This window comes from Pantoea sp. UBA5035, assembly GCF_002415245.1.
Taxonomy (GTDB): domain Bacteria; phylum Pseudomonadota; class Gammaproteobacteria; order Enterobacterales; family Enterobacteriaceae; genus Pantoea; species Pantoea septica.
Window position 1 is genome coordinate 99,990 of record NZ_DICD01000026.1, and the last position, 24,986, is coordinate 124,975.

A 24,986-nucleotide genomic window follows, 5' to 3' on the forward strand; every position below is an offset into this window, starting at 1 on the left:
TTGAGCGATTTATTTATTACGCAGTAAGCATTTTTATATATGCCAACTGAGCGACAAAAGGGATCGTTACACGATAAGCTTCACCGATGCTAAGGGTTTGCGATAAATTCGTATAGATTTGCGCAATGCTGGCGACATTGCTGAAAATCTTCGCGCCAAAATTGCCGGACGTATCCTTCGGTTCCACTCTTTTTCCTAGGTTAAATAGGCCACTGACAACGTTCATTTCCGTGCAGCGATCCAGTCTTGTATGTTCCGGCATATCTTTCCATTCGCTGCCAAATAACCCGATCACAATTTCTTGTTCAAGCTTGAGATCCGTTTTGCTTTCAGTCCCCAAGCCTCTAAGTTTTATATGTACATCCCGGAGTATTGTTTTATAAGGTAAGGGTGCCTTGCGGAGCATGTTTGCAATGCTGTGACCACCATAGGTCTGAAACCCGTGAAGTAACTGGCGAAGTATCTCTTCGGAATAGGGGTCCTTTCCGGCTTTTTCCAAAAGCAACAAATTCATAACCGATGTAGAGAGTGCTAACCTCCCTCGACCGCCATCCGTCAAAACATCAACCAGATAATCAATATGCTTTTTATCGGTTGAGAGTAGAAGGCTGAGAATGCCTTCGTCACATTCAATTGGAGCTTTCATTGGGCTGCCCTGACATTATTTCTTTAAGTGAGATCATTCTGATTAATAAAGAATGTAAAACTTGAATGTCTATGTTGCTGGATATTCTCTTTGATCTCAAACCCCTGATGGCTAATTTGACTTAAGGGCTTTAATTTTTTTTCCATAATCAATGTGCGAACCGATCCAAGCTGAGCTGCTCTCTGCAAGCTAACATACCATGAAGAAAGTAGCATCAGCTTCCAGCACTGTTCTGCATCCCAGTAATGGGCATAAACTCACCTTCACAACGTCTGCTCTTGGTACAAAGCGGACTTAGTATTAGCAGCATGATAACCACCTCCGGTTCGCCGGTGTTACCGGGTCGTCGACCTATTAATTATGAAGGCGCTGGGAGCGTAAAAACAGGCGAAAGGCCTGAGTATACAGCCCCGAAAGGGGCTTTTTTATCGCCTGCCGCTCAGGATTACATGTGCATGAATCTGTCACTGTCGAGAAGCCGCTGCTGTGCGCAGAGTTTTACTCGTTACCCCAGATATGCTGACAGAGTCTTGTGGCATCCCAGCTGGGCTTCGCCAGTTGTGGAAATTCGCTGATTACTTTATTTGGATCGGTATTGCTGGTAATCACATAATCGTTGGGGATTTCATGTACACCACGATCAACCGCGAAATAATAACGTTTTGTTGGCTGAGGTATAAAAGTTAGCTTCTTTATCGCCTGGACAGTGACAAAAGGTCCGAAAGAGTAAGATTGTTTTTTGACGTTATAAATTTGCTGAACGGCTAAGAGTTTACCGGGTTGAATCTTAAGGGGAAAAACTCTTTTGCTTGTGTCAAACATACTGGGATTAACTGTGTAAGTCTCAGATCTGTCGTAACATTCACCTTTATTTTCATAATAAAGAAGGGTAACACTCCCAGCTATTTCCTCCTGTTGTATGACCAAAGTAGCAGCATCAGGGCCGGTGTAATCTTTGTGCTGTCGCGGCACCAGGTTTGAGCATCCTGAAAGGATTAAGGTTGAAGCAAGCACTATCAAGGATAGAGAATTATTTAAATGTGACGGCATGTCTATTATCTCCTTGTGATTGTCGATAACGGATATCGGCAAACAAGCAGAAATACTTTACCTCCAGTTTTAGAGGTAATGACCAGCACAAGAATCGCCGTTTCGAAACAATGGGAAGCCCTGCACCGCGATTAGCGACGGCCAGAAAGGCGCGCGGCCCTTCAGGCCGGGGAAAACCGGTGCTGACGTACCGCCTCCGTCTCTTCGCCTGTGCTTTTTATTTCCAGGACGCTGTCATAGGGGCGTCTCTCTCTGGTTGCTGCTGCTATTAATCCCTCTACTGTGCTGCAACTGTTTCTATGTCTTTCTGTCCCTGAAAGTCAAAGGTACAAACAGCGTAATGGCCCCATTCGACTCCCCGGGCCTGCCAGCTAATGTCTGATGGTAACAGCCAGACTGCTTCCGGCAGCTTCTTAAGGTCTGCTATGAGCGAAAAGCGGACCTTGTAATGAGTATGCTCGCTTTACTCAATGCCATAATTAGCTGGAAGAGACCTCACGTAATCGGCAATTTTTCCATTATATAGAGCTGAGATACATATAAATTCACCCGCTATATCTTCCCTCTCAGCTTCATCAAGGGACTGAAGATTTGCTGCAATACTCTCCTGCAACTCAATGGCTACATCAGGATTAAGTAGAGTTTCGTCGGTAAATTCGAGTGCGATAGCTATATCAGCAATGACTTTTACTAATTGCCTGGATTGTGATGACATTTCGAACCTCTTCCTGTTTTCTTGAGCTGCTCTTCGCACATCAACATCACATGATATCAACAATGTCCGCTTCTGGCACAAAGCGGCCTGACGCGGGCGGGAGATCTGAGAAGCACACGTCAACTTCCCACCGAGATAATCTATTTCTGTCGAAACAACTCTAAGAGTGACTGATTCAAATTACCCAGGCATTTAGCTCTCAAGCGCCACCCGAATAGCCGCTTCCATTTTCTCCGGCGTAGCGATCGGCGCAAAACGCTTGAGCGGTTTACCGTCGCGTCCAATCAGGAACTTGGTAAAGTTCCATTTGATGCGCCCGCCCAGCACGCCGGGCAGCTCGTCTTTCAGGTAACGAAAAATCGGGTGCGCTAAGGCGCCGTTGACCGCCACTTTCTCGAACATCGGAAAGCTCACGCCATAGTTGACGTGACAGGTCTGCGCGATGTCGTCGGCCCCGCCTGGTTCCTGCTTTCCGAACTGGTTGCAGGGAAAACCCAGCACCACCAGCCCCTGCGCGGCGTACTTCTGGTAGAGCGACTCCAGACCGGCGTATTGCGGCGTAAATCCACAGTGGCTGGCGGTATTAACCACGAGTACCAGCTTGCCGGCATAGTCGGCCATAGAGATAAGTTCGCCACGCAGGCTGGTGGCGGCAAGTTGATGAAACGTGGTCATGTCGAGATCCTCAGAATAAAAAAGCCCGCAGAAGCGGGCTTTTAGAACAGCGGTTAACCAATAACCCTTACGAAGGATTATTAACCGGAGCCGGAGCAGCAGGCTGCGCCTGCGGTGCGGCATTCGGGTCGACAACGTTCGCGCCCTGCGGCGTAACCGGCGTCATCGGCGCTTCTTTCGGCTGCGCGCCCGGCGCTTCCGGTACTTCGGTCGGCGCGGTCTGCACGCTGTCGGCAACGCCGTTCACTTTGGTCGGCATGCCGGTGCGGTTCTGAATCGCCGCGTTAACCTGATCCTGGCTGACGCTGGCGTCAGTGATCACTTTGGTCACCGCAGAGGTCAGGGTGATCGGCACCACTTCGCGCGAGTTGAACTGCTCTTCGGTAGTAGAGAGCGGGTTATGCACCTCTACGTAGCGCGAACCGTCCGGCTCCACCGTCGCTTTGACCGGCTGGTCGATAAACTGCACGCGCGTACCAACCGGCACGTTCTCAAACAGCCATTTGATATCGTCGGCGCGCAGACGCACGCAGCCGTGGCTGACGCGCAGGCCGATACCGAAGTTGGCGTTGGTGCCGTGAATGGCATACAGACGACCGATATAGAGCGCGTAAAGGCCCATCGGGTTGTCCGGACCGGCCGGGAAGACTTCCGGCAGATTCTCGCCGCGCGAGGCATACTCCGCGTGCATCGCTTTGGTCGGCGTCCAGGTCGGACCCGCTTTCTTGCGCTGTACGGTGGTCGTCCAGTTGACCGGCGTATCTTTGCCTAACTCACCGATGCCGATCGGCAGAACCACAACAGTTTTGGTGCCTTTCGGATAGTAGTAGAGGCGCATTTCCGCGCTGTTGATCACGATGCCTTCGCGCGGGGCGTCAGGCAGAATCAACTGCTGCGGAATGATCATTTTTTTGCCCGCCTGCGGCAGGTAGACGTCCATGCCCGGGTTGGCTTCCAGCATATTGCTGAGCCCCATCTGGTACTGCGCTGCAAAAGCTTCCAGCGGCAGTTTGTTGTCCTGAGGGACGGTAATCTCAATATTTTGCCCAACCAGACGGCTGTTGGCGGCTGGTAAGGGGTAAACCACAGCGAAGGCGGACTGACTGAATGCAGCCAGCGCCAGAGCCATTGAAGCGAACGCGCGAATCATTTTCATATTTTACAAGTCGTTATGGCCTGTTAGCAGGCTTGTCAGTTTATCGAACCCGTACCGGTCAGCGTGGCCGGCTGCACATTATATGGGCATTGTTTCGATGTTGTGAATCAGGATTTTAGCAGCCATCGCAGACTTTAGGTATCCAACTGTGTTATCGGGCCTCCTTGCCGCGATAACGAAGCCGATCAGGGCTGCCATAAGGTCACTTCGCCGCTCAGCTTGCGGTTGAGAAAAAAGGCGGCGCTGATCAGCGCCAGATGGGTCAGCGCCTGCGGCATATTGCCCAGCGCGCGGCCGTGATTGTCGAACTCCTCGGCATACAAGCCCAGCGGATTGGCGTAGCTCAGCAGCTTTTCAAACTCGAAATGCGCCTCGTGGATGCGGCCGGCGCGCGCCAGACACTCCACGTACCAGAAGGAGCAGGCGCCGAAAGAGCCTTCCGAACCGGTCAGACCGTCGGCAGGCGTCTCGTCGATATTGTAGCGACGCACCATGCCGTCGCTCACCAGCTCGCGCTTGATGGCGTCGAGCGTCGACAGCCACTCGGGATCGGTCGCGCCGACGAAGCGCACCAGCGGCATCAGCAGCATCGAGGCGTCGAGATGCTCGCCGTGACGCGTCGAGACGAAATGGCCGCGCTCGGCGTTCCAGAAGTTTTGCCAGATATCGGCGCGGATCTCGCTGCGCGCGCTGTCCCAGCGGGCATAGGGCATCGGCAGCGACCGCTTCATGCCGAGGCGCAGCGCGCGGTCCAGCGCCACCCAGCACATCAGGCGTGAATGAAGGAAATGCTCAGGTTCGCCGCGCATCTCCCAGATACCGGCGTCGGGCTGGTTCCAGCTTTCGCACACCATATCGATCATCTGCGCCACGTGCTGCCAGCCGCGCTCCGAAATCGCCTCGCCATACTTGTTCGCCAGATAGACCGCGTCCATCAGCTCGCCGTAAATATCGAGCTGCGTCTGCTGCCAGGCGTCGTTGCCGATGCGCACCGGCCGCGAATCGGCATAGCCGGAGAGGTTAAGCAGCTCGATCTCATGCAGCTCGATGCCGCTGTCGAGGCGATACATCACCTGCAGGCGCATCTCGTCATGGTGGCTGTTCTCGACGCAGCGGCCGACCCAGCGGGTAAAGTTTTTCGCTTCGTCGACGTAGCCGAGGCGCATCAGCGCATACATGCTGAACGAGGCGTCGCGGATCCAGGAGGCGCGATAGTCCCAGTTGCGCTCGCCGCCCAGCTCTTCCGGCAGGCCGAAGGTGGCGGCGGCGGCGATAGAGCCGTGCTGGCTGGAGGTCAGCAGCTTCAGCGCCAGCGCCGAGCGCTGCACCATCTCCTGCCAGCGTCCGCTGTAGTTGCTCTTTTTGCTCCAGCGCCGCCAGTAGTTGAGGGTCTCTTCGAAGCAGACTTCCGTGGCGACGTCGCCGATGCGCGCGTCCTCCTGATTGCCGAACTCAAACTCGACATGCTCGCCCGACTGGAGTTCAAAACGCGCCGTCGCGGCGTTCGCCTCGCAGGTCAGCGGCACGGTGGCGGCGAGCCGCAGCGTCGGCTGGTTCTCGGCATAGAAATCAATGCAGTCGCCCGCCGCCTGCGCGCGGGTTTCGGCGCGGGCGTAGTCGTGACGCGGCGCGCAGCGCATGGTAAACCAGGCGCTGCCGCGCACCATTTTTACCCGACGCACCAGGCGCGGCTGCTTTTTCGCATCGTCGCAGATCGGCATATAGTCGGTGATCTCCGCCACGCCCTCCGCGCCCAGCCAGCGCGTCTGCAGAATATTGGTGTCCGGCAGGTAGAGCTGTTGGCGCCGCACGTTTTCCCACTCCGGCGCCAGCGAAAAAAGCCCGGCGTCGTCGCTGTCGAGCAGCGCGGCGAACACCGACGGGCTGTCGAGCGCCGGCCAGCAGAGATAGTCAATGGTGCCGTCGTTGGCCACCAGCGCGCAGGTGCGCAGATCGCCAATGATGCCGTGATCTTCGATCGGGCGTTTTATCGTGCTCATCCTCATCTCCATAGCGGGCAATCTGTTAACTATAGACAAAGCGGCATCAGCGGCTGCGGCTGGACATCACCGGATTGCTTCTATACTTCAGCTTACCCGATACCCTGAGGAGGCAATCATGACCACACCACAGAACAAAGTCGCCGTCGTTACCGCATCTGACTCCGGCATTGGCCGCGCCAGCGCGCTGATGCTGGCGGAGCAAGGCTACCATCTCGGCATCACCTGGCGTTCCGATGAAGAGGGCGCGCAGGAGACGGCGCGTTTAGTGCGCGACAAAGGCCGCCGTGCGGAACTGATCCACCTCGACCTCGCCGATCCGCAAGAGGGCGGCCGTTCGCTTTCGGCGCTGATCGACAAGCTGGGCCGTATCGACGCGCTGGTCAATAACGCAGGGGCAAACGCCAAATCTGAATTCCTCGACACGCCGTTTGAGGAGTGGCGCAAGGTCTTCAGCGTCGATGTCGACGGCGCCTTTATCTGCGGGCAGATCGCCGCGCGCAAAATGGTAGAGCAGGGCGATGGCGGACGCATTATCAACATTACTTCGGTGCATGAGCATACGCCGCTGCCCGACGCCGTCGCCTACACGGCGGCGAAGCACGCCATGGGCGGCCTGACCAAATCGATGGCCATTAGCCTGATCAAACACAATATTCTGGTGAACTCGGTGGCGCCCGGCGCCATCGCCACGCCGATGAACAACATGGGCGACGGCGACGCGCAGAAGATCAAGACGCCGGAGATCCCGATTGGACGGCCGGGCGACGTGCGTGAAATCGCCAGCCTGGTGGCCTGGCTCTGTTCTGAGTGGGCCAGCTACACCACCGGACAATCTTTTATCGTCGACGGCGGCTTTATGCTGGCCAATCCGCAATTTTACGGCGGGAAAGATATTTAACCGGCGCGGCGGGTGTTCCAGCGACGGATCACCCAGCGCAGGGCAAAGGCGAAGACCACCGCCGCGACCAGCCACAGAATATGCTTCAGGTGCTGGTCAAGTTTGTGCAGCCACGGGGCGATAATGCCGCCGGCAAAGTAGCCCAGGGCGACGAAAATCGTCGCCCAGATCGCCGCGCCGATAATATTGAGCAGCAGAAATTTCAGCGGCTTCAGGTGGCTGGCGCCGATGATAATCGGGCCGATAATGCGAAAGCCGTACATAAAGCGCACGCCGATAACAAACAGGCTGGGATGACGCTGGATGAGCCGGTTGGCTTTACGCACCTTGTCCTGATGTTTTTTCAGCTTGCGCAGAATTTTCGTGCCGTAGCGACGGCCGATCCAGTAGAGCAGCTCATCGCCGATAATGCCGCCAGCCATCGCCGCCAGCACCACGCCGACAAAGTTGAGCAACCCCTCATGGGCCGCCACGCCGCCCAGCAGCGTAAAGGTCTCCCCTTCGGCAATACAGCCGATCAGCAGCGCCAGATAGCCATATTGCGTAATTAATCCGTTGATATCGAAATGCAAAAGTAAACTCCCTGTTCGGTCAGCGATTCATACATTCTATACCGCTTCGGCCAATCCTTCAGGCAGCCGGCTCGTTCGATCACAATTTTTCGCCTGATCCCCTCGCGCTGGCTACAAAAGCAGCAATGCCGTTTATACTTCAGGGAATGCTGCCTGAGGGATCGGCGACGCGGGTTCTGGGCGGCCTTTCGCATCTGCGAGGTGATGATATGAACCATGTCTGGGGTCTTATGGCGCATCCCGATCGGGAAATGCGCGATATCAAGCAAGAGAATGAAAGCGTTTCGCACCATTACACCCACCACGTTCTGCTGATGGCGGCGATCCCTGTGATCTGCGCCTTTATCGGCACTACGCAGCTGGGCTGGAATCTGGGCGAAGGGCAGTTTGTCCAGCTTAATCTGCTGACCGGCATTGCGCTCGGCGTGCTCTTTTATCTGCTTATTTTAGGCGGCGTGGCGGTTATGGGCCGCGTCATTTACTGGATGGCGCGCGACTATCCGCAGCGGCCCAGCGTGCAGCGCTGTACGGTGTTCGCTGGCTATGTCGCCACGCCGCTGTTTCTCAGCGGTATTGTGGCACTCTATCCGCTGGTCTGGCTCTGCGTGCTGGCGGGCGCGCTGGCGCTGGTCTACACCGGCTATCTGCTCTATATCGGCATTCCGCTGTTTTTGAATATCGACCGTGACGAAAGCCTGCGCTTTTCCGGCTCGACGCTGGCGATTGGCGTGCTGGTATTTGAAGTGCTGCTGGCGCTGACCGTGGTGCTATGGGGCTACGGGCCGCGGCTGTTTTAACTCTCCGGCCAACCGTGCCAGCGGCGGATAAAGCGCGCCGCCGCGCAAAGCGTCCTGTGACAGCGATGTCCAGGACGTTTTTTTTAACGCCCGGAAACATTCTCGCCAGGAAATTTCTTACGCTTCCGCGTATTATGCTGCTGCCAGCCTCCGCGTGGTCGGCTTAGCGGCGGGCGGCCTGTGTAAAACACGGCGTACTATCTCAATCGGTCTTTTTAAAAGATGCCTGTAACCATTCGCTATTCACTGCTTTCGCTGGCGCTGCTGTTCGGCGGCCAGGCGGCTATCGCGCCCGCGCAGGCGGCTACGTCACTTTCTCAGCTCGCGCCGGTCGCCGAGCCGCAAATTGCCTCAGGCAGCGCGATGATCGTCGATCTCAACACCGGGAAAGTGCTGTTCTCCAGCCATCCCAATCGCGTACGGCCTATCGCCTCTATCACCAAGCTGATGACGGTGATGGTGGCGCTGGATGCGAAGCAGCCGCTTGATGAGCGAATTTCGGTGGATATCAGCCACACGCCTGAGATGCGCGGCGTCTTCTCCCGCGTCAAGCTCAACAGCGAAATCAGCCGCCGCAATATGATGCTGCTGGCGCTTATGTCGTCGGAAAACCGCGCGGCGGCCAGCCTGGCGCATCACTATCCCGGCGGCTACGACGCTTTTATCCGCGCCATGAACGCCAAAGCGCGCGCGCTGGGCATGACCCATACGCGCTATGTCGAGCCGACCGGCCTGTCGACGCAAAACGTCTCCAGCGCGGAAGACCTGGTTAAGCTGCTGCGCGCCACGCGTGACTATCCGCTGCTGGGCGAGCTGAGCACCACGAAAGAACAGACTGCGGTCTTCACCCATCCCAGCTATGCGCTGCCGTTCCGCAACACCAACCATCTGGTCTATAAAAATGACTGGCGCATTCAACTCACCAAAACCGGCTATACCGACGAAGCGGGCCACTGCCTGGCGATGCGCACCACGATCAATAACCGGCCGGTAGCGCTGGTGGTGCTGGACGCCTTTGGCAAATATACCCACTTCGCCGACGCCAACCGTCTGCGCGACTGGCTGGAAACCGGCAAGGCTGCGCCGGTGCCGGCGGCGGCGCTCGCCTATAAAAAGCAGAAAGCGGGGCTGGTGGTGAACAACGTCCACGGCGCGGCGGTCGTGGAATAACCCTTACCGGCGTCCGCGCGCGCGGACGCCGCAACCTGTTCGACGACAACGGCCACCATTCCTATAGTTTCCCGGTGCGCCTGACCCTAAACTACGCGCCAACGCGATGGTCGATCGCCTGAATTTGTGCTGGAACCTCTATATGTTTACGTTACGCCTCTTTTTACCGCTGCTGATGCTGCTGACGGCGGCGCTGTTCCCCGCCTGGAGCATGGCAGACGACGATGCGGCCGATGCCGCGCAGCAAGCTGACGCCGCGCCCAAAGTGAACGCGGCGGTTGAACTGCCGAAAATGCAGAAGGTCCTCGACAAGATCAAAGGTCAGGTGTCGGGACAGACCAACGAAAACCAGCTGACGCAGCTTAACGAGCTGGCGCTGGAGCTGTCGGGCAACGCCGATACGCTTGCGCAGGCGCTGCAGCCGCAGCGTCAGCAGCTCGACGCGCAGCTGGCGGTGCTGGGCCCCGCGCCTAAAGCGGACAGCGGCGTGAAAGAGACGCCGGAGGTGACCCGCAAGCGCAGCTCGCTGGAGTCGCAGAAGAGCAAGCTGGACGATCAGATTAAGCAGGCGGAGGGCATTAAAAACAGCGCCCTGATGCTCTCGTCGCAGATCACCAACCTGCGCCGCGATCTGATGAAAACCCAGCTGGCGCTTAACTCCGGCAGTATTCTCGGTCCGCGCTTCTGGGCGCCGCTGTTTGTGAAGCAGGATCTGGATAACGAGAAAATCGACGGCTTCCTGCAGGATTTGCAGGACACCGCCGCGCTGTCGTGGGAGCCGGGCTACCGTTTCGGCACCGTCGCCTGGCTGCTGGCGGCGATGCTGGTGATGACGCTGGGACGCCGCTACAGCGAAGAGTTCCTCGCCTGGATCAGCATCCACAAGATGCCGGAAGGGCGGCTGCGCCGCAGCTTCCTTGCCGCGGCGATCGCCCTGACCACGCTGGCGGCGGTGGTGCTGACCTTTAACTTTACCGCGCTGGCGTTCGCGCGCCGCGATGAGGTCTCCGGCGACGTGCAGGACTTCGTGGTCAGTCTGGTGAAGCTCAGCGTCTTCTGCGGCCTGATCGCCGGTCTGGGACGCGCTTTTCTCTCCACGCGGCGTCCGAGCTGGCGTCTGCCCGCCATCTCTAACGAGGTGGCGATGGCGCTGAAGCCGTTCCCGCCAATTACCGCCGCGCTGGTGTTTATTTTCCAGACGGTAGAGAACTTTAACTACACCGTCGGCACCAGCCTGAACACCACGATTTTCGCCAACGGCCTGACGGCGCTGCTGATCGGCAGCACCGCGCTGGCGATCAGCATGCGCACCAACCGCGTGCGCCGCCGTATGGCGCACGAGGGCAATGCGCCGGAAGTGCGCTCAACGCTGGTAGGACTGATTCAGATGGCGCTGACGCTGACCGCGGTCGCCATTCTGCTGTCGCTGATTATCGGCTACGTCACCCTGGCGCGCTTCCTGAGTTACGAAGTGGTGTGGTGCGGCATTCTGTTCGGCTCCTTCTACTTCCTCAGCCACCTGATTAGCGACGGCTGCGAAAGCCTCTTTTCCGTCAACAGCCTGACCGGCCGACGGCTGCAAACCTCGCTCAACATCGATGAGCGCCATCTGCAGCAGGCGGCGACGCTGCTGGCCGCGCTGGGTAAAACCCTGCTGATCGGCTTTGTGGCGCTGGCACTGCTTAACGGCACCTTCGCCTCGTCGACGCCGATCGAGCTGCTGCAAAAAGCGATTGAGTTCTGGGGCGGCAAAGGGCTGGAGTCGCTGAACATCGTGCCGGCGCACATGGTCAACGCGATTATCTGTCTGGTGGTGGGGATCTACGTGCTGCGCAGCGTGCGTCGCTGGCTCGACAACGATTTCCTGCCGAAGACCACCATGGACGCCGGCATGCGCGTATCGCTGATCACGCTGTTCAGCAATATCGGCTACGTGCTGGTGATCCTGCTGACGCTGTCGATTATGGGCCTGCAGTGGAACAAGCTGGCGTGGATCGTCAGCGCCCTGTCGGTGGGTATCGGTTTTGGCCTGCAGGAGATCGTAAAGAACTTTATCTCCGGCCTGATCCTGCTGACCGAGCGACCGGTGAAGGTGGGCGATCTGGTGACCATCAGCGGCATTGAGGGCGATATCCGCCGCATCAACGTGCGCGCCACCGAGATCCAGCTGGGCGACAAGTCGACGGTGATCGTGCCGAACTCGCAGTTCATCTCGCAGAACGTGCGCAACGCCACCATGGGCAATGCGCAGGGCGTGGTCACCATTACGCTGACTTTCCCGCTCAATATCGATCCGGTGCGGGTGCGCGAGCTGCTGCTTGAGGTCTATAACGAGAACGAACGTATTCTCGAGACGCCGGAGCCGTCGGTCTCCTTTAAGGACCTGACGTCGCAGGGCATCATCTTGAGCGTCACCGGCAACGTCGCCAGCCAGCGGCAAATTTCCGGCGCGAAGAGCGACCTGCTGTTCGATATTCTGACGCGCCTGCGCAAAGAGGGCATTGTGCTGTCGACGCCGCAGACCATGATTATCGAGCGCCGCCAGCAGATGGCGGAGCAGGCGGCCGATCCGCAGCCTTAAGCCCGCAAAGGGCGCCGACGCGGGTGACAGGATTGATCCTCATCCGCGTCGGCGCCCCAGATCGTCTGCACAACTCCTTTCATCAGAGAAAGCCGCTTTCTCAGGGCTGCTTCACCGCCCAGCCTTTGCGCTTGCTGGTTTTGCCAATCCCCGGATTAAAGGTATTGGTGGGATCGAGCCGACGATAGAAGTCCGCCAGCTGCGGCTTCGCCCGATAGAGATGGCCGACGTTATGCTCCGCCGGATACTCTGCGCCGCGCGCCTCTAAAAGCGCCAGCATCTGCTCTTTCAGCGCGTGCGCGTCCACTCCTTTTTTCACAATGTAATCCTGATGGAAAACGTGGCAGAAGAAGTGGCCGTAATAGAGGCGATGGCTCAGCGACTGGGTAATTTCTGGCGGCAGGGTTTCAAACCAGTCGCGATCGTTGCGGCGCAGCGCGATATCGAGCGCCAGAATATCTTCTACCTCGTCGGCGTGCACCGCGTGATAGCGCACCGCCGCGCCCGCCGCGGCGAAACGGAGCAAGAAGGCGTGCGCGCCCTCTTTGCCTTCGCACTCGAAAAAGGCGCCGCCGCCTTCGCGGAAATATTCTTTCAGGTAGTCGCGCGCCTCCTCGACGCCCGCGCCGGACATTTTCAGCAGCAGGTGATGCGCGTATTTATCGCGATACTGCTTCATGCGCTTCGGCAGATGCGCCGGGAAGAGGGCGCTGACGCGCTGCAGCAGGCGATCGGTCAGGTGCGGCTTAACGAAGCTCAGCTTTGCCAGCCAGGCATCAACGCGGCCCTTCAGCGTGAAAAACAGCGGCATCTTGTCGGTGCCCAGCTTGTCGATCATCAGAAAGGTATCTTTGCCGTAGACTTCGGCGATGTCGTAAATATCGCGATGCATATATTCGCCCGCCACCGGCAGATGGGTGAAGTGGGCGAGAATATGGCGGCGAATATCGCTCAGCACCGCCGGATCGTTGGTGCCGATATAGAACACCTGCTGCTGTGGTTCGCAGGGGAAGGTGTCCAGGCGCACCGCGAACACCGCCAGCTTGCCCGCGCAGCCGGAGGCTTCAAACAGCCGGCGCGCATCGGCGTTGAAGCGCGCTGGCGTATCGGCGTCGACGTGCCGCACGCGGTCGGCGTAGTCGGGGTCGGAGGCGTGGCGTCCGTCGTGCTGCACATCTTCCGCTCGCCAGCGCTCATCGTCCAGCCGGCCGAGGATCTCTTCCGGCGAGGCGCCGAGATCGATGCCGAGATGGTTCACCAGCTTCAGCTTGCCCTGCTCGTCTACCTGGGCGAACAGCGCCATCTCGCTGTAGGCCGGGCCGCGTTTGATCAGCGAGCCGCCGGAGTTATTGCAGACGCCGCCCAGCACCGAGGCGCCGATGCAGGAGGAGCCGATCACCGAATGGGGCTCGCGGTTAAGCGGCTTCAGCGTTTTCTCCAGCTGGTAAAGGGTGCTGCCGGGAAAGGCAAGCACCTGTTTGCCGTTGTCGATCAGCTGCAGCTTATCGAGACGTCGCGTGCTGATAATCACCACCGGCCGATCGTAGTCGTTGCCGCTGGGCGTCGATCCCTCTGTCAGACCGGTATTGGCCGCCTGCATCAGGATAACGGCGTCGGCGCTGACCAGGGTTTGCAGCACGCGCCACAGCTCCAGCAGGGTGGCGGGAAAGACTACCGCCAGCGCCTCGCCTTCGCCGGAGCGAAAGCCTTTGCGGTAGCGCGCGGTCTGCTCCTGATCGGTAAGCAGGTGGGAGGCGCCAACGTGGCGGCGCAGATCGGAGAGTAAAGCGGAATGAGACGCTGGATGGATCATGTGCAACTCCCTTGTCATTACATGGCGCCATTACTGTAGCACGTCAGGGAAAAGCGCGGCGCAGTGTGACGCTGACGGCTACCTGCTATCCTCAACTTGTGGCACACTGCCGCCTGTTTATTCGATATTGCGCAGTTACTTAAGAGAACCCGACCTGATGAAATGGATTTACTCTGTTAGTCTCGCTGTCTCACTCGCTCTGCAACCCGCGCTGGCCGACGAGCTGACGGGACCGCATCCCATGAACGCGCAGGCGCGCGACGCTTTCGTTAATCAACTCCTGACCAAAATGACGCTGGACGAAAAAATCGGCCAGCTCAGGCTGATCAGCGTGGGGCCGGACACCCCGAAATCAGCGGTTCGCGACATGATAGAGAAAGGTCAGGTCGGCGCGATTTTCAATACCGTGACGCGTCAGGATATTCGCGCCATGCAGGATCAGGTGATGCAGCTCAACCGCCTGAAAATTCCGCTGTTTTTCGCCTATGACGTGGTGCATGGCCAGCGCACCATTTTCCCTATCCCGTTGGGGCTCGCCGCCAGCTGGGATCTCGACGCCGTCAGCGAGGTCGGACGCGTCTCGGCCTATGAAGCCGCCGACGACGGGCTAAACATGACCTGGGCGCCGATGGTGGACGTCAGCCGCGAACCGCGCTGGGGCCGCATCTCCGAAGGGTTCGGCGAAGACACCTGGCTCTCTTCGCAGATGGGCAGCACCATGGTGAAGGCGATGCAGGGCAAAAGCCCCGCCGATCGCTATGCGGTAATGACCAGCGTCAAACACTTCGCCGCCTATGGCGGCATCGAGGGCGGCCGCGACTACAACACCGTAGACATGAGCTCGCAGCGCCTGTTCCAGGACTATCTGCCGCCCTATAAAGCCTCGCTCGACGCTGGTAGCGGCGGCGTGATGGTGGCGCTTAACTCGCTTAACGGCGTGCCCGCCACCGCCGACGGCTGGCTGCTGAAAACGGTGCTGCGCGACCAGTGGAAATTCAAAGGCATCACCATCAGCGACCACGGCGCGATTAAAGAGCTGCTCAAGCACGGCGTGGCGACCGATCCGGAAGATGCGGTGCGCGTCGCCCTGAAGTCGGGCATCGATATGAGCATGAGCGACGAGTACTACAGCAAATATCTGCCGGGCCTGGTGAAGAGCGGCGCGGTAAGCATGGCGGAGATCGACGACGCGGCGCGCCATGTGCTGAACGTCAAATATGATATGGGGCTGTTCAACGATCCTTACAGCCATCTCGGCCCGAAAGAGAGCGATCCGCAGGACACCAACGCCGAAAGCCGCCTGCACCGCGCCGAAGCGCGCGACGTGGCGCGCAAAAGCATCGTTCTGCTGAAAAACCGGCTGGATACCCTGCCGCTGAAGCGCGCCGGCACCATTGCGCTGATTGGGCCGCTGGCGGATAGCCAGCGCGACATTATGGGCAGCTGGTCGGCAGCGGGCGTGGCGAAGCAGTCGGTGAGCCTGCTGCAGGGCATGCGTAACGCCACCGCAGGCAAAGCGACGCTGCTCTACGCGAAAGGCGCCAACATCAGCGACAACAAAGGCATTCAGGACTTCCTCAACCTCTACGAGCAGGCGGTGTCGGTGGACGCGCGCTCGCCGCAGGCGCTGATTGACGAGGCGGTGGAGAAGGCGAAGCAGGCGGACGTGGTGGTCGCGGCGGTCGGCGAAGCGCAGGGGATGGCGCATGAGGCCTCCAGCCGTAGCGAACTCACTATTCCAGCCAGCCAGCAGAAGCTGCTGGCGGCGCTGAAGGCCACCGGCAAACCGCTGGTGATCGTGCTGATGAATGGCAGACCGCTGACGCTGGTGAATGAAGATCGCATGGCGGATGCGCTGCTGGAAACCTGGTTCAGCGGCACCGAAGGCGGCAACGCCATCGCCGACGTGCTGTTCGGCGACTACAACCCGTCCGGCAAGCTGCCGATCACCTTCCCGCGCTCGGTGGGGCAGATCCCGCTCTACTACAACCATCTGCCGACCGGCCGTCCTTACAACTTCGCCAAGCCGAACAAATACACCTCGCACTACTATGATTCAGTAAACGGCCCACTCTATCCGTTTGGCTACGGGCTGAGCTACACCCGCTTCAGCGTCTCGCCGGTGAAAATGTCGGCGGCCACGATGCCGCGCAACGGCACGGTGGAGGCGAGCGTGACGGTGACCAATACCGGCGACCGCGACGGCGCGACGGTAGTGCAGATGTACCTGAACGATCCGGTCGCCTCGATCAGCCGTCCGGTGCGCGAGCTGCGCGGCTTTAAGCGGATTATGCTTAAAGCAGGCGAATCGCAGACGGTCAGCTTTAAGATCGACGTGGACGCGCTGAAGTTCTGGAACCAGCAGATGCAGCAGGTAGCGGAACCAGGCAAGTTCAATGTGATGATCGGACTTGATTCGGTACGCACCCAGAACGCGCAGTTCGACTATCTTTGACGCTGCACGACACGCGTCTCCCGGCTTTGCGGCCGGGAGACGCGGGCACACCAGGCCAACCGCAACCTTATGAACAGCATCCGCAACCGTATCCAGAACCAGGTGTTTCGCGTTAACGGCCTGGCGCTTAATGAGTTCGATATCTCGCAACCGCCCGGCGACCCTGGCCTGTTCGGCCCCGACAGCGTTATCTGGCGCGTGCACGGCGACTTTCCCGCCATGCTGTGCGGCGGCATCAGCGCCTTGCTGTTACAGATGCTGCATCCTTCCGCGCTGGCGGGCGTCTGGGATCACTCCAACTTCCGCCAGGATATGATGGGTCGCCTGCGGCGCACCAGCCAGTTCATCGCCGTCACGACCTTCGGCAATCGTCACGACGCCAGTCTGCTGATTGAGCGCATTAAAAACATTCATCTGCGCGTCAGCGGCGTCGACAATTATGGCCAGCCCTACGCCGCCAGCGACCCGCATCTCCTTACCTGGGTGCACGTCGCCGAAACCAGCGCCTTTCTCGCCGCTCATCTGCGCTTTAAAAATCCGCAGCTCAGCCTCGCGGAGCAGGATCGCTACTATCAGGAAGCGGCGCTAATTGCCGAAGCGCTGGGTGCTGCCGGCGTGCCGAAAAGCGTCGAGGCGGTGGGGCGATACCTGCAGGATATGCGCGGCGAGCTGCGCTATGACGCGCGCACCGCCGAAGTGACGCGCCTGCTGCGCGAGGCGCCTGCGCCAGGCTGGCAGGCAAAGCCGGCGATGAAAGTGATGCTGAATTCGGGCATGGCGCTGCTGCCCGACTGGGCGCAGCAGATGTCCGGCTACCGCTTCAGCCCGCTGTCGCGCGCGCTGCTCGACGCCGAGATGCGGCTGCTGGCGAAAACCCTGCGCTGGTCGATCACGCGCGGCGCATACCATCGCGCCATGCTGCGCATGGGACGCCAGCCTTAACGCTTTCTTAACTTTTTCCGCACGCCAGCCTGGCGACGCTATGCCGTCGCTTAACAGCGCGGCGGCAGGAAAGATAACCGAAGATTAACGATGAAATTCGTCGTGCGGCCGGGTATAGCTGCGCGGCGCGCGCGTCTGCCGCTGCTGTGCCGTCCGGCGCTGTTGCAGGCGGTGCGCCAGCAGGCCCAGTCCGGCGCCGATGGCGGCCAGCGACAGCAGGCCGAAGGTAAGGTCGACAGGCAGCAGGATAAGCGCCGCCAGGCCGACCGCTATCAGCGTGACGGCAAGCGTAAGCGTGGTGTAGCGATAAAGAAGCCAGAGAAAAAGCGCGAGAACCGCCAGCTCGCGCCAGGCGAAATCGGTAACGGGCTGCATCATGCGCCTCCGATAAAAAGGGTAGCTCGACCTTAGCACGCGGCTGCGCCTCAGAAACGCGAATAGACTTTCACCATCCGGGCCGCCCACTCTTTAGCGGCGTTGCGTTTTTCCGCGCCGCGCCGCGTTCCCCGCTTTACTTTTGCTTACCCTTGCGCAGGCGCATTGCGCCGACTTTGAGAGTTTTACCCTTGTCTCACGTGGCGGCAGTGGGGATCCTGCTTTAATCTCGGGGAAATGGATCCCTAAGCTTTGTCGAGGCGCTATGACTTACCAACCTCTGATTGCTGAGGTCCACAATCAGCAACATACACTGACGGCGATTGTCGAACAGGATGAGCGCACCGCTTACTTCTACATCTGGCCAACGGATCTGTTCCGCAGCCAGTATGCGGTGCGCGGCTGCTGGCTGCGCAATCTGCTGCCTGCGCCGGCGCAGGAAGATCGCGCGGCGATGGAGCAGGGCATCGCGCCGCTGCTCAGCGCCGAGTATTGCCGCACGCTGGAGGCGGAGCCGCCGCTCGATCCGGCGGGCCTGCAGGTGCTGTGGGAGCCGAGCGACGATGGCGCGGCGCTGTGGTATTACGGCCAGCTGCTGGCGGTGATCCCCGGCTGGAGCCTCTACCAGGATAAACAGGTCAGCTTCTCTGCCGGCTGCATCAAAAAAAACCGGCTGACCGCGCCGCTCGGCTCCGCTTCCACCAACGACTACTACGCGCGCGCGGAGCATCAGCGTCAGTTCTGGCGCGACTGGCACGACGGCAACGAGTGGGATCGGGTGCAGCAGGCGCTGCTGCAGCGCTATCAGGCGCAGTTCGGCGAGTCGGTGAAGTATTACGCCATCGATCAGGGCAGCTGGCCGCCGATGGCGATCTCCCAGCACTGGCATCAGGGCGTGTGGTATTTCCTTACCCTCGGCATGAGCATTCGCCCGATGCCGCAGGTCGACTATCTGTTCGACGAACTGGCGCCGCAGTATCGCCGCGTCGAGCTGGCGATGGCGGTGGATGGCGAAGTGATGACCGAAGGCAATGCGGTGCAGATGGCGAGCGCGCTGGCGGAGTTCGCTCATCTGCCCTGGGCGCGCCTCACCTGGCTGGGCGAAGGCCATACGCTGGCGTCGGAAGTGGCGCCGGTCGGCTTTGAAAGCTTTCTGCTGGCCAACGCGCTGGCGGACGACAGCGCGCAGTTTAACCTGCCGAAGCGCGACGGCGATCGGCCTAACCTGCTGTGGGCGACGCCGATCACCGAAGCGGAGCGCCAGTTCGCGCAGGCGGATGAGCTGGGCGGTCAGCAGCTGGCGGAGCTGCTGATGGCGGCGGGCAATAACCATATTTTCCGTCCGCGCCAGCAGGTGGTGGAGAGCGAAATCTGACGGCGGCGCGCTGTTTGTCCAGCGCGCTGCCAGGTCGTTAGTGACTAAATAATCACCTGCCTCAACGAGTTGTTAAATTTGTGATCTCGCGCATCTCAAGTTAGCTGCTGCTGCGCCGTTAACCCTGATCAGGCAATCGCGCCGTTTCTGCCAGGGGAAAGCAGATGCTAAAAACAACTCAGTCCCGCTTTACTGCGGTTCTTGTACTCTTTTTTCTCGTTCTGATGCTCATCACTGTAGTGGTGATTAAACAATTTATCGCGCCGCAGCTGACCGCGAATCAGAGCCAGCTGGTGCGCTACCAGGTTGACGCGCTGGCGACCGGCATCGTGGAACAGATGAACCGCGTGCAGGCGCAGCAGCGCGCCATCACCGAAGCCGCTAGCGTCATGGAGAGTCCCGCCATCGATCAGATGCTGCCAGCGCTGGTGAACCAGTATCAGGACAGTAACGTCTTCGGCGGCGGCATCTGGCCGCTGCCTAACCGTCGCGACCCGGCGAAAGAGAAAGACAGCAGCTTCTTTGCGCGCAACGCCAGCAACCAGCTGCAGGTCAACACCTACTGGAACTCCGACGCCGCCGACAAATACTGGGAGCAACCCTGGTACAAAGACGGCATGGCCGCGCCGAAAGGGCAGTGCGCCTGGGCGAAAGCCTACCAGGACGCCGCCAGCCCGCAGCCGCGCACCAACTGCGCCATGGCGATCTATCGCGACGGCACCGTCTGGGGCGTCGCCACCATCGACGTCACCCTTGGCTTTTTCAACCATCTGGCGAAAGAGATGGGCGACGCCATTCAGGGACGCGTGCTGATCGTCGAGGCCGACGGCAAAGTCGTGGGCAACGCCGCGCTGGTGGACGGCACGCCGAAGCTGGAAAACCTGACCGATCTGCAACTGCCGATGGCGGCGCCGCTGAAGGGCCTGCTGAGCGGCGTGGGTTCGCAGCCGACCGAAACGACCTTTGACGGCGAGGATGGCGAACATACGCTGTTCCTGCAGGCTATCCCTGGCAGCCCGTGGTATCTGGCCAGCGACGTGCCGACCAGCCTGCTCACCGCGCAGGCGCACAGCATGCTGACGCGTCTTGGCCTGGTGCAGATCCCGCTGGCGATCGTGCTGCTGCTGGTGCTGCTGGGCTTTATCCGCTCGATGATGCAGCGCCTTAACGTGCTGCACCGCAACATCGACGCGCTGGCGCAGGGCGGGGCCGATCTGACTCAGCGTTTGCCGACCAGCAACAGCCCGGAGTTCAACGCCGTGGCGCAGAGCTTTAACCATTTTATCGGCTATCTGCAGGGGCTGATGCGTCAGGTCGGCGACAGCGCGCTGGCGATCACCGCCGCGTCGCGCGAAATCGCCAGCGGCAACGCCAACCTCTCGTCACGCACTGAAGATCAGGCCAGCTCGATCGTCGAAACCGCCGCCTCTATGGAGCAGCTGACCGGCACGGTGCGCCAGAACGCCGACAACGCAACCCACGCCAACCAGCTGGCGGGCAATGCGTCGCAGGTGGCGGCGCGCGGCACGGAAGTGGTGCGTCAGGTGGTGAGCACCATGGGTGAGATCCATCACTCGTCGCGTAAAGTGGTTGATATCATCAGCGTCATCGACAGCATCGCCTTCCAGACCAACATCCTGGCGCTCAACGCCGCGGTGGAAGCGGCGCGAGCAGGCGAGCAGGGCCGCGGCTTTGCGGTGGTCGCCTCTGAAGTGCGCAACCTGGCGCAGCGTTCGGCCAACTCGGCGCGCGAAATCAAAAAGCTGATCGAGGAGTCGGTGGCCAACATCGACGCCGGCAGCCAGCTGGTGGAGCAGGCGGGCGAGACCATGGACGAACTGATGCAGGGCGTCAGCAGCGTCACCACGCTGATGAGTGAAATCATGTCCGCCAGCCGCGAGCAGAGCATGGGCATCGAACAGGTCAACGTAGCGATCACCCAGCTTGACGGCACGACGCAGCAGAACGCCGCGCTGGTGGAGCAGGTTTCCGCCGCCGCCCAGGCGATGGAAGAGCAGAGCGTGCAGCTGGAGCAGGTGGTGCAAAGCTTCCGCCTGTAAGCGTCACCCACGGGCTCGCGCAGGCGAGCCCGTTTTTTTGCGCGAAACCGCACGAATTCACGCGGCATGAAACGGCAGGGATGTGCCAAAATAGTAAGAGTTATCTTAAGGAATCCTCATGTCTGCTATCGAAGTTATTCTCGTCGACCATCTCGATCGTCCCACCGGTAAAATGGAAAAGCTGGAAGTGCATGAGAAGGGACTGCTGCACCGTGCGGTCACGGTCTACGTATTTAATTCGTCCGGCGAACTGCTGCTGCAGCGCCGCGCCAGCGGCAAATACCACTGCGGCGGTCTGTGGAGCAACACCACCTGCGGGCACCCCTATCCGGCGGAGCCGACGCAGCAGGCAGCGGAGCGCCGCTTATACGAGGAGATGGGTCTGGAGCTGTCGCTGACGCCGGTCTTCGAGCTGAGCTACAACCTGCCGCTCAGCAACGGCCTGATCGAGCATGAGTATGGCCATGTCTACTTCGCCGTCAGCGATGACCAGCCTACGCCCAACCCGCAAGAGGCGGATGACTGGCGCTATCTCTCGGTGAGCGACATCCAGCGCGCGATGCTTGAGGAGCCGCAGCAGTTCACGCCCTGGTTTCTCTACACCTTTCCGCGCATACCCGCCTATTTAAATGCGTTGAGTATGCCGGCGTAAAGATGCACCGTCTGTCGAACTTCTTGCAGCTGGCACTTTGCCTGCAAGCGGGAGAGAGGGGCCGAAGAGCAAAGCGTCCCGCCTCAGGGAAGAGGCGGGCCGAGCTGGCAGGGATGCCGCTTTTGCGTCTTTGCGATCGGCCCCTCTCTCCCGCGTTAGCACTCAACACGACCGAGCTTTTTAACGTCCGGCAAAATCCTCCGCGTCCACATCGTAGCCCGACGGCTCCCAGCGGATCGCCAGCAGCGCCAGCAGACCGGCCAGCGGCGCCAGGAAAATGACCCAGAAAACCCCGGTGCCCAGCGCGGCGACCAGCACCGGAAACAGAAACAGCGAAACGGTTGAGCTGCCGCGCATCAGCGTCTGGTTAAAACCGACGCCGACGCCGCGCAGCGAAGTCGGATAGCTGAGCGAAGCGAAGGTCATGGTATGCGAACCGGGGCCAAAGCCCTGACCAAACAGAAACAGCGCCAGCATCGCAATGGCGATCCCCGCCTCCTGACCGCCTTCGGGACGCCCAATCAGCGCCAGCCCCAGCAGCGCCACGCACTGACAGGCGTAGCCCGCCACCGACATCTTCCACGCGCCCAGACGCGGCACCAGCCGCACCGCCAGCACGCCGCCGACAAAGGCGAACAGCAAATTGAGCGCCAGCGACACCAGAATCGTGGTCAGCATCGACTGGGCGAAAAAGCTGGTGATGATCACCGGCAGGCCAAAGGCAACGGCGTTATAGGCGAAAGAAGAGGCGACCGAGGTGATGGTCGCCAGCAGCGTGCGGCGCAGGTAAACGCCGCGCAGCAGCGCGCCGTAGTTGCGCCAGCTGGCGCGGCGTGCAGGCTGGACAGGCGTCGTTGACGCATCCTCAGCCACCTGCGCGTTGATATTCCAGCCGCTGCGCAAAATGGCGGCTGCGCCTTTCAGATCGCCCTGATTGGCCGCCCAGACCGGCGACTCGCTCATATAGCGACTGCGGATCGCAATAATAATCAGCGCCGGCACCGCGCCGAAGCCGAGGATCAGGCGCCACAGCCAGCCGGTGTGGCTCTCCGGCAGCACCGCATAGAGCAGCAGCACCAGAAGATAGGAGATGCTGATCGCCGCATACCAGGTAGGACACCACATCGCCACGCTGGCGGCCTTGTTGCCCTTGCCGCGCAGGCGGGAAAACTCGGCGAGAAACGCCATTGCCACCGGCAAATCGATGCCGACCCCCAGCCCCATCACAAAGCGCGCGCCGCCCAGCACATACTCATTGGGCGCGAAGGCGCAGGCGAGCGCCGCCACCACGAAAAAGAACATATCCGCCATAAAAACGCGATAGCGGCCGATCTTATCGGTGAGGTAGCCGCCGATCAGCGCGCCGACAATGGCGCCAAAGGTAATGGCGGAGGCGACCATGCCGGTGCCGGTCGGAGAGAGGTTGAACTCGCGCGCCACATCCTTGATGCCGAACGCCAGCGCGCCGAGGTCGTAAGCATCGAGAAATACGCCGCCCAGCGCGATCGCCACCACGATGCGCGCGTTATTGCGCGCGCCGTCGCCGCTGTTGATCAGGCGCGACACGTCCGCCGCGCTGCGGATCCACTGCGTTTCCCCTTCGGGCCGGTTCCCTGTTAACGCCACGTGGGCGGAAGATGAAGTGAGGTCGGTCATAATGTTGTCTGTAATTATTGTGAGTGAACGGACACCTTACCCTCCAGACGTCTGGACGTAAATTCTTTTCAGTTATAACCGAACCGATAACAGTATGAAAAAGTTGAGGCGCGACACTTCACGCTTCAGGCAATGTGTTACGCGATGCATGACGAAACGACTATTCTCTATAAGCACCTCACAAATAACCGAATTAAAGGAACACCTCATGGCAAGGTCTGGTTTTCTGGCATTGACGGCAGCCGCGCTGCTGCTGGCGACAGGCGCGGCGCAGGCCGCCGATCCCGTGCGCGTGGGTTCGAAAATCGATACGGAAGGTTCGCTGCTGGGCAATGTGATCCTGCAGGTGCTGGAAAAGCACGGCGTGAAAACGGTGAACAAAATCCAGCTCGGCACCACCCAAGTGGTGCGCGGCGCCATTACCGCTGGCGAACTGGACATCTATCCCGAATATACCGGCAATGGCGCTTTCTTCTTCAACGACGAAAAAGACGCCGCCTGGAAAAACGCGCGTCAGGGCTATGAGAAGGTGAAAAAGCTCGACGCCGACAAAAATCAGCTGGTGTGGCTGACGCCTGCGCCAGCGAACAACACCTGGACCATCGCGGTGCGCCAGGATATCGCCCAGCAGAACAAGCTCAGCTCGCTTGACGATCTCAGCAGCTACCTGAAAAAAGGCGGTACCTTCAAGCTGGCGGCCTCGGCGGAATTTATCGAGCGCGGCGACGCCCTGCCGGCCTTTGAAAAAGCCTATGGTTTTAAGCTGACGCAGAGCCAGCTGCTCTCGCTAGCGGGCGGCGATACGGCGGTAACCATCAAGGCAGCGGCGCAGCAGACCTCCGGCGTCAATGCGGCGATGGCCTATGGCACCGACGGCCCGGTGGCGGCGCTGGGCCTGCAAACCCTGAGCGATCCCAAAGGCGTGCAGCCGATCTATGCGCCGACGCCGGTGATCCGCGCCGCGGTGCTGAAAGCCTATCCCGACATCGAAAGCTGGCTGAAGCCGGTCTTCAGCAAGCTGGATGAGAAAACCCTGCAGCAGCTGAATGCGAAGATCGCCGTCGAGGGCCAGGACGCCAGCAGCGTGGCGAGCGAATGGCTACAGCAGCAGAAGCTGCTGTAAACCATGGCGCTATCGCGGGATGCGATGCTGGCAGCCCGGCGCCAGCCGGTAGCGCTGCTGCTGTTGCTGCTGTTGAGCCTGGCGCTCTACTGGCTGCCATTCCTCAGCTACGCGCCGAACCGGCTGGTTTCCGGCCAGCCGCTGATGCTCGGTCAGGTCAGCGACGCCGGCTGGCTGGCGCTGCCGCTGGCGGCACTCTGGCTGCTGTTGTGGGCGCGCCCGACGCGCGCGGCGCTGGCGCTGATGCTGCCCGCGATCGGAAGAGCGTCGTG

20 protein-coding genes and 1 pseudogene are annotated in these 24,986 nt (G+C 59.9%); 11 read left to right on the plus strand and 10 right to left on the minus strand.

Going from position 1 to position 24,986, the window contains the following annotated elements; genetic code table 11:
* Positions 1-16: 16 nt before the first annotated feature.
* The 6 genes from B3229_RS16595 to B3229_RS16620 form a co-directional block, all read right to left on the minus strand.
* Positions 17-646, minus strand: coding sequence for a hypothetical protein (locus B3229_RS16595; RefSeq protein WP_286872545.1), 630 nt, complete (start codon positions 644-646; stop codon positions 17-19).
* Between the two features lie 498 nt (positions 647-1,144).
* Positions 1,145-1,696, minus strand: a complete 552-nt coding sequence (locus B3229_RS16600) for a hypothetical protein (protein ID WP_286872548.1) — start codon at positions 1,694-1,696, stop codon at positions 1,145-1,147.
* 463 nt (positions 1,697-2,159) lie between these two features.
* Positions 2,160-2,411 (minus strand): hypothetical protein, encoded by a 252-nt coding sequence (locus B3229_RS16605; protein WP_286872551.1) that lies wholly within the window; start codon positions 2,409-2,411, stop codon positions 2,160-2,162.
* Positions 2,412-2,603: 192 nt separating this feature from the next.
* The gene (locus tag B3229_RS16610) at positions 2,604-3,086 is read right to left on the minus strand and encodes a glutathione peroxidase (protein ID WP_286872552.1); all 483 of its coding nucleotides are present in this window, start codon (positions 3,084-3,086) and stop codon (positions 2,604-2,606) included.
* A 67-nt stretch (positions 3,087-3,153) separates the two neighbouring features.
* Entirely contained in the window at positions 3,154-4,242 is a 1,089-nt protein-coding gene (locus B3229_RS16615; RefSeq protein WP_048781278.1) for a L,D-transpeptidase family protein, read from the minus strand.
* Between the two features lie 185 nt (positions 4,243-4,427).
* A complete protein-coding gene (locus B3229_RS16620) occupies positions 4,428-6,242 on the minus strand; it encodes a glycoside hydrolase family 15 protein (RefSeq protein ID WP_286872577.1) in 1,815 nt (604 codons plus the stop codon).
* Positions 6,243-6,360: 118 nt separating this feature from the next.
* Between B3229_RS16620 and B3229_RS16625 the strand changes: the two genes are divergently transcribed.
* Complete coding sequence (locus B3229_RS16625) at positions 6,361-7,143, plus strand: SDR family oxidoreductase (RefSeq protein ID WP_286872580.1); 783 nt, start codon at positions 6,361-6,363, stop codon at positions 7,141-7,143.
* Here the strand turns inward: B3229_RS16625 and B3229_RS16630 are convergent.
* The gene (locus B3229_RS16630; protein ID WP_033751534.1) at positions 7,140-7,715 is read right to left on the minus strand and encodes a DedA family protein; all 576 of its coding nucleotides are present in this window, start codon (positions 7,713-7,715) and stop codon (positions 7,140-7,142) included. The two genes, B3229_RS16625 and B3229_RS16630, sit on opposite strands and share 4 nt — an antisense overlap.
* A 209-nt stretch (positions 7,716-7,924) precedes the next feature.
* Between B3229_RS16630 and B3229_RS16635 the strand changes: the two genes are divergently transcribed.
* The 3 genes from B3229_RS16635 (at position 7,925) to B3229_RS16645 (ending at position 12,263) form a co-directional block, all read left to right on the plus strand.
* Entirely contained in the window at positions 7,925-8,512 is a 588-nt protein-coding gene (locus B3229_RS16635; RefSeq protein WP_286872583.1) for a Yip1 family protein, read from the plus strand.
* Between the two features lie 222 nt (positions 8,513-8,734).
* Positions 8,735-9,682, plus strand: a complete 948-nt coding sequence (gene pbpG / locus B3229_RS16640) for a D-alanyl-D-alanine endopeptidase (protein ID WP_033789124.1) — start codon at positions 8,735-8,737, stop codon at positions 9,680-9,682.
* A 142-nt stretch (positions 9,683-9,824) separates the two neighbouring features.
* A complete protein-coding gene (locus B3229_RS16645; RefSeq protein WP_286872586.1) occupies positions 9,825-12,263 on the plus strand; it encodes a DUF3772 domain-containing protein in 2,439 nt (812 codons plus the stop codon).
* Between the two features lie 100 nt (positions 12,264-12,363).
* Here B3229_RS16645 and dld read toward each other — a convergent pair whose 3' ends face one another.
* The gene (gene dld, locus B3229_RS16650; protein ID WP_286872588.1) at positions 12,364-14,076 is read right to left on the minus strand and encodes a D-lactate dehydrogenase; all 1,713 of its coding nucleotides are present in this window, start codon (positions 14,074-14,076) and stop codon (positions 12,364-12,366) included.
* A 157-nt stretch (positions 14,077-14,233) separates the two neighbouring features.
* Here dld and bglX point away from each other — a divergent pair, with 157 nt between their 5' ends.
* Positions 14,234-16,531, plus strand: coding sequence for a beta-glucosidase BglX (gene bglX, locus B3229_RS16655; protein ID WP_048781283.1), 2,298 nt, complete (start codon positions 14,234-14,236; stop codon positions 16,529-16,531).
* A 69-nt stretch (positions 16,532-16,600) separates the two neighbouring features.
* On the plus strand, positions 16,601-17,473 hold the full coding sequence (locus B3229_RS16660) for an oxygenase MpaB family protein (RefSeq protein WP_048781284.1): 873 nt from the start codon (positions 16,601-16,603) through the stop codon (positions 17,471-17,473).
* 84 nt (positions 17,474-17,557) lie between these two features.
* Here B3229_RS16660 and B3229_RS16665 read toward each other — a convergent pair whose 3' ends face one another.
* Entirely contained in the window at positions 17,558-17,851 is a 294-nt protein-coding gene (locus tag B3229_RS16665) for a hypothetical protein (RefSeq protein WP_286872591.1), read from the minus strand.
* 262 nt (positions 17,852-18,113) lie between these two features.
* Between B3229_RS16665 and B3229_RS16670 the strand changes: the two genes are divergently transcribed.
* The 3 genes from B3229_RS16670 to idi all read left to right on the plus strand — a co-directional run bounded on the left by B3229_RS16670 (position 18,114) and on the right by idi (position 21,935).
* Entirely contained in the window at positions 18,114-19,223 is a 1,110-nt protein-coding gene (locus tag B3229_RS16670; protein WP_048781286.1) for a suppressor of fused domain protein, read from the plus strand.
* 164 nt (positions 19,224-19,387) lie between these two features.
* On the plus strand, positions 19,388-21,283 hold the full coding sequence (locus tag B3229_RS16675; protein ID WP_048781287.1) for a methyl-accepting chemotaxis protein: 1,896 nt from the start codon (positions 19,388-19,390) through the stop codon (positions 21,281-21,283).
* Between the two features lie 118 nt (positions 21,284-21,401).
* On the plus strand, positions 21,402-21,935 hold the full coding sequence (idi, locus tag B3229_RS16680; RefSeq protein ID WP_277268614.1) for an isopentenyl-diphosphate Delta-isomerase: 534 nt from the start codon (positions 21,402-21,404) through the stop codon (positions 21,933-21,935).
* Between the two features lie 180 nt (positions 21,936-22,115).
* Here idi and B3229_RS16685 read toward each other — a convergent pair whose 3' ends face one another.
* Entirely contained in the window at positions 22,116-23,591 is a 1,476-nt protein-coding gene (locus tag B3229_RS16685; protein WP_286872594.1) for an MFS transporter, read from the minus strand.
* A gap of 208 nt (positions 23,592-23,799) precedes the next feature.
* Here B3229_RS16685 and osmF point away from each other — a divergent pair, with 208 nt between their 5' ends.
* Both osmF and B3229_RS16695 read left to right on the plus strand, forming a co-directional pair.
* Positions 23,800-24,714 (plus strand): glycine betaine ABC transporter substrate-binding protein OsmF, encoded by a 915-nt coding sequence (gene osmF, locus B3229_RS16690; protein WP_048785936.1) that lies wholly within the window; start codon positions 23,800-23,802, stop codon positions 24,712-24,714.
* A gap of 24 nt (positions 24,715-24,738) precedes the next feature.
* Positions 24,739-24,986 (plus strand): annotated as a pseudogene (locus tag B3229_RS16695) (ABC transporter permease); the annotation flags it as partial.

Coding starts and splice junctions, on each gene's coding strand:
- pbpG (WP_033789124.1), top strand. CDS start 8,735: ATGCCTGTAACCATTCGCTATTCACTGCTTTCGCTGGCGCTGCTGTTC.
- B3229_RS16675 (WP_048781287.1), top strand. CDS start 19,388: ATGCTAAAAACAACTCAGTCCCGCTTTACTGCGGTTCTTGTACTCTTT.
- B3229_RS16610 (WP_286872552.1), bottom strand. CDS start 3,086: ATGACCACGTTTCATCAACTTGCCGCCACCAGCCTGCGTGGCGAACTT.
- bglX (WP_048781283.1), top strand. CDS start 14,234: ATGAAATGGATTTACTCTGTTAGTCTCGCTGTCTCACTCGCTCTGCAA.
- B3229_RS16665 (WP_286872591.1), bottom strand. CDS start 17,851: ATGATGCAGCCCGTTACCGATTTCGCCTGGCGCGAGCTGGCGGTTCTC.
- B3229_RS16635 (WP_286872583.1), top strand. CDS start 7,925: ATGAACCATGTCTGGGGTCTTATGGCGCATCCCGATCGGGAAATGCGC.
- B3229_RS16615 (WP_048781278.1), bottom strand. CDS start 4,242: ATGAAAATGATTCGCGCGTTCGCTTCAATGGCTCTGGCGCTGGCTGCA.
- B3229_RS16660 (WP_048781284.1), top strand. CDS start 16,601: ATGAACAGCATCCGCAACCGTATCCAGAACCAGGTGTTTCGCGTTAAC.
- B3229_RS16670 (WP_048781286.1), top strand. CDS start 18,114: ATGACTTACCAACCTCTGATTGCTGAGGTCCACAATCAGCAACATACA.
- osmF (WP_048785936.1), top strand. CDS start 23,800: ATGGCAAGGTCTGGTTTTCTGGCATTGACGGCAGCCGCGCTGCTGCTG.
- B3229_RS16685 (WP_286872594.1), bottom strand. CDS start 23,591: ATGACCGACCTCACTTCATCTTCCGCCCACGTGGCGTTAACAGGGAAC.
- B3229_RS16620 (WP_286872577.1), bottom strand. CDS start 6,242: ATGAGCACGATAAAACGCCCGATCGAAGATCACGGCATCATTGGCGAT.
- B3229_RS16625 (WP_286872580.1), top strand. CDS start 6,361: ATGACCACACCACAGAACAAAGTCGCCGTCGTTACCGCATCTGACTCC.
- B3229_RS16605 (WP_286872551.1), bottom strand. CDS start 2,411: ATGTCATCACAATCCAGGCAATTAGTAAAAGTCATTGCTGATATAGCT.
- B3229_RS16645 (WP_286872586.1), top strand. CDS start 9,825: ATGTTTACGTTACGCCTCTTTTTACCGCTGCTGATGCTGCTGACGGCG.
- dld (WP_286872588.1), bottom strand. CDS start 14,076: ATGATCCATCCAGCGTCTCATTCCGCTTTACTCTCCGATCTGCGCCGC.
- idi (WP_277268614.1), top strand. CDS start 21,402: ATGTCTGCTATCGAAGTTATTCTCGTCGACCATCTCGATCGTCCCACC.
- B3229_RS16595 (WP_286872545.1), bottom strand. CDS start 646: ATGAAAGCTCCAATTGAATGTGACGAAGGCATTCTCAGCCTTCTACTC.
- B3229_RS16600 (WP_286872548.1), bottom strand. CDS start 1,696: ATGCCGTCACATTTAAATAATTCTCTATCCTTGATAGTGCTTGCTTCA.